The sequence below is a fragment of the Streptomyces sp. NPDC126497 genome (assembly GCF_040302425.1).
Classification (GTDB): Bacteria; Actinomycetota; Actinomycetes; order Streptomycetales; family Streptomycetaceae; genus Streptomyces.
In genome coordinates this window covers 21,879-28,455 of sequence record NZ_JBEORT010000087.1, presented here as the reverse complement: position 1 = coordinate 28,455, position 6,577 = coordinate 21,879, and the positions used below count along the sequence as shown (strand labels likewise).

At 71.1% G+C, this 6,577-nt stretch carries 6 protein-coding genes; 3 read left to right on the top strand and 3 right to left on the bottom strand.

The features are described 5' to 3' along the window. Window positions 1–80 precede the first annotated feature (80 nt). On the bottom strand, window positions 81–2,351 hold the full coding sequence (locus tag ABTY20_RS27685; RefSeq protein ID WP_351999774.1) for a transglycosylase domain-containing protein: 2,271 nt from the start codon (window positions 2,349–2,351) through the stop codon (window positions 81–83). 429 nt (window positions 2,352–2,780) lie between these two features. Between ABTY20_RS27685 and wblA the strand changes: the two genes are divergently transcribed. Further along, on the top strand, window positions 2,781–3,116 hold the full coding sequence (wblA, locus tag ABTY20_RS27680; protein WP_351999775.1) for a transcriptional regulator WblA: 336 nt from the start codon (window positions 2,781–2,783) through the stop codon (window positions 3,114–3,116). 69 nt (window positions 3,117–3,185) lie between these two features. On the opposite strand, the gene bagB is transcribed toward wblA, so the two are convergent. Next, window positions 3,186–4,604, bottom strand: a complete 1,419-nt coding sequence (gene bagB, locus ABTY20_RS27675; RefSeq protein ID WP_351999773.1) for an ATPase BagB — start codon at window positions 4,602–4,604, stop codon at window positions 3,186–3,188. Window positions 4,605–4,710: 106 nt separating this feature from the next. Further along, entirely contained in the window at window positions 4,711–5,688 is a 978-nt protein-coding gene (gene bagA / locus ABTY20_RS27670) for an ATPase BagA (protein WP_351999772.1), read from the bottom strand. A 139-nt stretch (window positions 5,689–5,827) separates the two neighbouring features. On the opposite strand from bagA, the gene sp36 reads away from it, so the two are divergent. Next, window positions 5,828–5,986: a Sp36 family protein gene (gene sp36 / locus ABTY20_RS27665; RefSeq protein ID WP_073947089.1), complete on the top strand. Its 159-nt coding sequence runs from the start codon at window positions 5,828–5,830 to the stop codon at window positions 5,984–5,986. After that, window positions 5,983–6,450 (top strand): RidA family protein, encoded by a 468-nt coding sequence (locus ABTY20_RS27660; protein WP_351999771.1) that lies wholly within the window; start codon window positions 5,983–5,985, stop codon window positions 6,448–6,450. The genes sp36 and ABTY20_RS27660 overlap by 4 nt, the downstream gene beginning before the upstream one ends. The last annotated feature ends 127 nt before the right edge of the window (window positions 6,451–6,577 follow it).

The window sequence follows — 6,577 nt, the reverse complement described above, 5'->3', positions numbered from 1 at the left end:
GCTCGAGCGGCGGGCCCCTCCTGTGTTCCGTCTCCGGCGCCGGGCCGACCCGGACCCGGGGTGCCGGGTCCGACGGAGCGTCAGCCGCGTCCTCCGCCGTTCCCGTTGCCCCGGAAGAGGCCCTCGGGGAAGGTCGGTTCCCTGGTGCCGCCGCCGTCGCCCCCGCCGTTGTTCCCGCCGCCGGTCAGACCGCCGAGGAGGCCGCCCCCGTCGTCGCCGTTGCCGTTGTCGTCGCCGTCACCGCGGCCGGGCTCGTCGCGGTCGTCCTGCTTCTCCTGCTCCGGGTCGGGGATGTGGACGGGGACGAAGGACTTCGCCTCCTTGCCCGCGAGGGCGCCGGCCATGGCGTCCTTCCAGATCGGGCCCGGGGTGTCGCCGCCGTAGACGAGGTCGTGGTAGACGCCGCCGATGGTGATGTTCCGCATCTCGACCTGCTGGCTGGCGCTGCCGACCCAGACGGCGCCCGAGAGGTTCGGGGTGTAGCCGACGAACCAGGCGTTGCGGCGCTCGTCGGTGGTACCGGTCTTGCCCGCGTTGTCCCGGTCGGCGAGGCCGGCCTGCTGACCGGTACCGGAGTCGACCACGCCCTTGAGCAGGGAGTTGATGGTGTCGGCGGTCTTCTCCGACATCGCCCGCGAGCAGGTGGACTTCGGCACCTCGAGGCTCTTCCTGCTCTCGCCCACCCGCTGGGTGACCGCCTCGATGGCGATGGGCGTGCAGTACATGCCGCGGTTGGCGAAGGCGGCGTACGCGGACGCCATGGTCAGCGGGGAGACGGACTCGGTGCCGAGGGCGATCGACGGGACCTGGGGCAGCTTCTTGCCGCTGCCCTGCAGGATGTGCAGCTTGTCGGCCATCTTGACGACCGGGCAGAGGCCGATGTCCGCGACCATCTCGATGAAGTAGGTGTTCACCGAGAGGGCCATCGCCTTCTTCAGCTGGTAGGGGCCCACCTCCGATTCGTTCTCGTTCGGGATCTTGACGCCGTCTTCGTTGGTGTAGGGCTTGCCGCACGTCTGAATGGGGCTCGGGACCGTCAGCTCGTACGGCGAGGGGTACTCCTGGGTCGCCGGACGGCCCTCCTCGAGGGCCGCGGCCGCCACGAAGGGCTTGAACGTCGAGCCCGTCGGGAAGCCGTTGCTCGTCCCCATCTTCTGGTCCGCCGAGTAGTTGATCTCGGTCTCGTGCTCGTTGGCGTTGGAGCCGTAGGGCTTCGACTGGCCCATCGCCACGATCTTGCCGGTGCCGGGCTCGACGAGGGTGGTCGCGGCGGCGACCTCGTCGCTCTTGTCGACGTGGTCCTGCAGCGACTGCTGGACGGACCCCTGGGCCTGCGGGTCGAGGGTGGTGCGGATGGTGAGGCCGCCCCGGTTCCACAGCTTCGTCCGGGTCTCCTGGTCCTTGCCGAAGACCGGGTCGTTGAGGAAGACGTTCTTCACGTAGTTGCAGAAGAACCCGGCGTCCTTGACGGCCGTGGTGCAGCCGCTGCGCGGCGCGCTGACGCGCAGGCCCAACGGCTTCTTCCTGGCGGCCTCCGCCTGGGCCGGCGTGATGTCGCCGGTGGCGGCCATGCGGGTCAGCACGGTGTTGCGGCGCTTCAGGGCCTGGTCCGGGTCGTTCACCGGGTCGTAGCGGCTGGGCGACTGGACGAGGCCGGCGAGCAGGGCGGCCTCCTCCAGGGCCAGGTCCTTGGCCGACTTGGAGAAGTAGCGCTGGGACGCGGCCTCGACGCCGTACGCCTGCTGGCCGAAGAAGGTGATGTTCAGGTAGTTCTCGAGGATCTTCTTCTTGCCCAGCTCCTCCTCGACCTGGATCGCGTACTTCAGCTCCGCGATCTTGCGGCCGATGGTCTGCTGGGTGGCCTGCGCGACCTTCGTCGGGTCGTCGCCCGCCTCCTCGACGAAGACGTTCTTCACGTACTGCTGGGTGAGCGTGGACGCGCCCTCGGAGACCTCGCCGCTGCGCGCGTTGTTGTTGAGGGCGCGCAGGACGCCCTTGAGGTCGACCGCGCCGTGCTCGTAGAAGCGCGAGTCCTCGATCGCGACGATCGCCTTCTGCAGGTACGGCGAGATGTCCTTCAGCGCGACCACCGTGCGGTCGCGCGAGTAGACCGTGGCGATCTTGCCGCCCTCGGCGTCGAGGATGGTGGTGCGCTGGCTCAGCGGCGGCGTCTTGAGGTTGGCCGGGAGTTCGTCGAAGCTCTCGACCGAACCCTTGGCCGCCAGGCCGAGCGCGCCCACGGCGGGCAGCGCGATGCCGGCCGCGACGGCCCCCGCGAGGACACTGACACCGAGGAACTTGGCGGCCTGCTGCGTGGGAGACAGACCACCACCCGAGCGCTTCTTTGGCATGGGAGCAGCCTACGTTCTCATTCGCCGGACAAGCGTATATGCGTTGGCCTAAGCTGCTCTCAACTGTCACAGCGGTGAGGCCACGTATCAATACGTCCGGCGACCCCGAATCGTTCCGGATCTCCTCGACTTTTTCGTACGCGTGTGTGTCGAGGGATGGTGGATCCGTGTCCGGATCCGCCGCGTGTGTCATGTGGTGCCCGTTGTGACGCGACGGGACCGTCCTGGAATGCCGGGTTCGTCCCGCATGTCGTCCCCTCACTCCCCCGGGTGATCTGCCGCTTACCCATAGTCCGTTCGGACCATTCAAGATTGGGCCCGCTGGGGGTGTTGCGCCGTGCCCACCTTCCGTAACGTCCTCAACTGGCGGCGGTGAATATGCCGCTGCCGCCGTGGGGGAGCCTCGATTCGGGAGAGGACGGCGCCGGTATGGGCTGGGTTACCGACTGGAGTGCGCAGGCCGCCTGTCGCACTACCGATCCGGATGAACTGTTCGTTCAGGGAGCAGCGCAGAACAGGGCCAAGGCGGTGTGCACCGGATGCCCGGTACGCACCGAATGCCTGGCGGATGCGCTCGACAACCGCGTCGAGTTCGGCGTATGGGGAGGCATGACGGAGCGTGAGCGCCGTGCGCTGCTGCGCCGGCGGCCGACCGTGACCTCCTGGCGCAGGCTGCTGGAGACCGCGCGCTCGGAGTACGAGCGGGGGTCGGGTGTCGTGCCGCTCGGCGACGAGGTGTACGAGAGCTACGCGGCGGTGGGCTGAGGCCCCCGGGGGGGCTCCCGGCCCCCGCCCGGTGCCGGTCCGGGGTGCCTCGCGGCGCTCCGGGGCGCTTCAGGGTGTTTCGGGCAGCTCCGGCCGGCCGGTCGCGAGCCGGTCGCCGATGTCCCGCAGCCCCGCGAGGTCGTGCACGTCGCCGGGGAGCGCGGCCACTTCGGTCACCGCCACCTCGGGATGGAGCGCGGTGAAGCGGTCGCGTGTGCGCTGCTCGCGCGAGAGCAGCCGCATCCGCTCGGCGTGCAGCCTCAGCAGGCCCGCGGTGAGCAGGTCGACGGAACGGTCCGTGCCGGCGTCCGCTTCCGAGTCCTCCGTGCGCACGTCCTCGGACTCGTCCGCGGTGGCGGGGGAGCCTGTGCCGGGGACGTCCCCGCCCGGTGTCCCGGAAGCCGGGGCCGAAGCGGGAGGTGACGCGAAGGATTCTGAACTGCCGTACGTTTCGGGAGAGTTACGAAGTCCAGCTTTCCCGCCCTCCTGATCCACAATGCGGGAGTCCTCAAGATTTTCCGCGGCGGCCAGCGCCCGCTCGGCCGACAGCCGGTCCGCACCGCTGCCGTGCACCCGGTTGAGCACCAGCCCGGCCAGCGGCATCTCCTCCGCCGCCAGCCGCTCCACGAAGTACGCGGCCTCGCGCAGCGCGTCCCGCTCCGGGGCCGCCACGACCAGGAACGCCGTCCCGGGCGCCTGGAGCAGCTTGTACGTGGCGTCCGCGCGCGTGCGGAACCCGCCGAACATCGAGTCCATCGCGGCCACGAACGTCTGCACGTCCTTCAGCAGTTGGCCGCCGAGCACCTTGCCCAGGACGCCGGCCATCATCGACATGCCGACGTTGAGGAACTTCATCCCCGCGCGGCCGCCGACCTTCGCCGGGGCCAGCAGGACGCGGATCAGCTTGCCGTCGAGGAAGGACCCGAGCCGCTTGGGCGCGTCCAGGAAGTCCAGCGCGGAACGGGAGGGCGGGGTGTCGACCACGATGAGGTCCCACTCGTCCCGGGACCGCAGCTGGCCCAGCTTCTCCATCGCCATGTACTCCTGCGTGCCGGCGAAGCCCGCGGAGAGCGACTGGTAGAAGGGGTTGCCCAGGATCGCGGCGGCCCGCTCGGGGTCCGCGTGCCCCTCGACGATCTCGTCGAAGGTGCGCTTCATGTCGAGCATCATCGCGTGCAGTTCGCCGCCCGCGGAGTCGTCGATGCCCTTCACCCGGCGCGGGGTGTTGTCCAGCGAGTCGATCCCCATGGACTGGGCGAGGCGGCGGGCCGGGTCGATGGTGAGGACCACCACCTTGCGTCCCCGCTCGGCCGCGCGCAGGCCGAGCGCCGCGGCGGTGGTCGTCTTGCCGACCCCGCCCGAACCGCAGCAGACCACGATCCGGGTGTCCGGGTCCTCGATCAGCGGATCGATGTCGAGCGTGCGGACGGGGGAGAGGCGGTGACGGGCCGGGTCCCGGTCCTGCTCCGGTTCCGGACGACGACTCATGACATCCCCTGCTTCCGGTGCTTCCGGCCCGTGACGGGGCGGGTGCGGCGGTGGTGGGTGCGGTGGTGCGCGGTGGGACGGGCGCGGTGGTGCGCGGCGGGGCCGGTCATGACACGCCCTGTCCGCGCAGCTCCCTGGCCAGTTGGTACAGGCCGGCCAGGTCCATGCCCTCCGCGAACAGCGGCAGCTCGTGCAACGGCACGTCGAGGTCGGCCAGCACGGCGCGCTGCTCGGTCTCCAGCGCGTACCGCTCGGCGTACTCCCGCGCCTGCGCGAGCAGCGGGTCCACCAGCCGCTCGGCGTGCCCCCCGCGCCGCGCCCCGCCCAGGCCGGCGGATGACAACGACCGCGCGACGGCGGAACGGGGGACCGCCGCCGCGAGTTCCAGGCCGTCCCCGTCCAGTGTCTCCGGACGGACCATGTTCACCACGACCCGCCCCACCGGCAGCCGCGCGGCGCGCAGCTCCGCGATGCCGTCGGCGGTCTCCTGGACCGGCATCTCCTCCAGCAGCGTCACCAGGTGCACGGCCGTCTCCGGCGACTTCAGCACCCGCATCACGGCCTGCGCCTGATTGTGTATCGGGCCGATCCTGGCGAGTCCGGCGACCTCGTCGTTGACGTTGAGGAAACGGGTGATGCGGCCGGTCGGCGGGGCGTCCATCACGACGTAGTCGTAGACGAACCGCCCGCTCCCGTCCTTGCGCCGCACCGCCTCGCACGCCTTGCCGGTGAGCAGGACGTCCCGCACGCCGGGGGCGATGGTGGTGGCGAAGTCGATCGCGCCGAGCTTCCTGAGGGCCCGGCCGGCGCCGCCGAGCTTGTAGAACATCTGGAGGTAGTCCAGGAGGGCCTGTTCGGCGTCGATGGCGAGGGCGTACACCTCGCCGCCTCCCGGGGCGACGGCGATCTTCCGTTCCTCGTAGGGCAGCGCCTCCGTCTCGAAGAGTTGTGCGATGCCTTGCCGGCCCTCGACCTCGACGAGGAGCGTCCGCTTCCCCGCCGTGGCCAGGGCCAGCGCGAGGGCCGCGGCGACCGTGGTCTTGCCGGTTCCGCCCTTGCCGCTGACGACCTGGAGCCTGCTCACGCCTTCGAGCCTAAAGGCTCGTCCCGCTCCCCGGCGGATCCGGGGGGCGATTGCCGCGATCGCGCCCCGCGCGGAGGGCGGGCGACGCGGCCGTGGCCGGCCGCCGGAGCCGGTGTCGGCAGCGGCTAGAGTCGGCCGCATGACCAAGTGGGAATACGCGACTGTGCCGCTGCTCGTCCACGCAACGAAGCAGATTCTGGACACCTGGGGCGAGGACGGCTGGGAGCTCGTCCAGGTCGTGCCCGGGCCGAACCCCGAGCAGTTGGTGGCCTACCTGAAGCGGGAGAAGCAGGGATGAGCGCCGTCGAGGCGAGACTGGCCGAGCTGGGCCTGAGCCTGCCGGAGGTCGTCCCGCCGCTGGCCGCGTACCAGCCGGCCGTGCGGTCGGGGCGGTACGTCTTCACCGCCGGCCAGCTGCCCATGGTGGAGGGCAAGCTTCCGCTGACCGGCAAGGTCGGTGCGGAGGTCACCGCCGAGGAGGCGAAGGAGCTGGCGCGCACCTGTGCGCTGAACGCCCTCGCCGCGGTCAAGTCCGTCGCCGGGGACCTGGACCGCGTGGCCCGCGTGGTGAAGGTCGTCGGCTTCGTGGCCTCCGCCGCGGACTTCACCGGCCAGCCGGGCGTCCTCAACGGCGCGAGCGAACTGCTCGGCGAGGTCCTCGGTGACAAGGGCGTCCACGCCCGCAGCGCGGTGGGCGTCGCGGTACTGCCGCTGGACGCCCCGGTGGAGGTCGAGATCCAGGTGGAACTCACGGAGGAGTAGCCCCGGACCGCCGGTCCCGGGCCCGCCCCCGGCGGGCACGGGCGTCCGGTGCGGTCCACGCCCCCGCGACGGGCGGCGGCGCCCGCGACACCGCCGTGCGGACCGGTGAGGCCTTCCCCCGGTGACG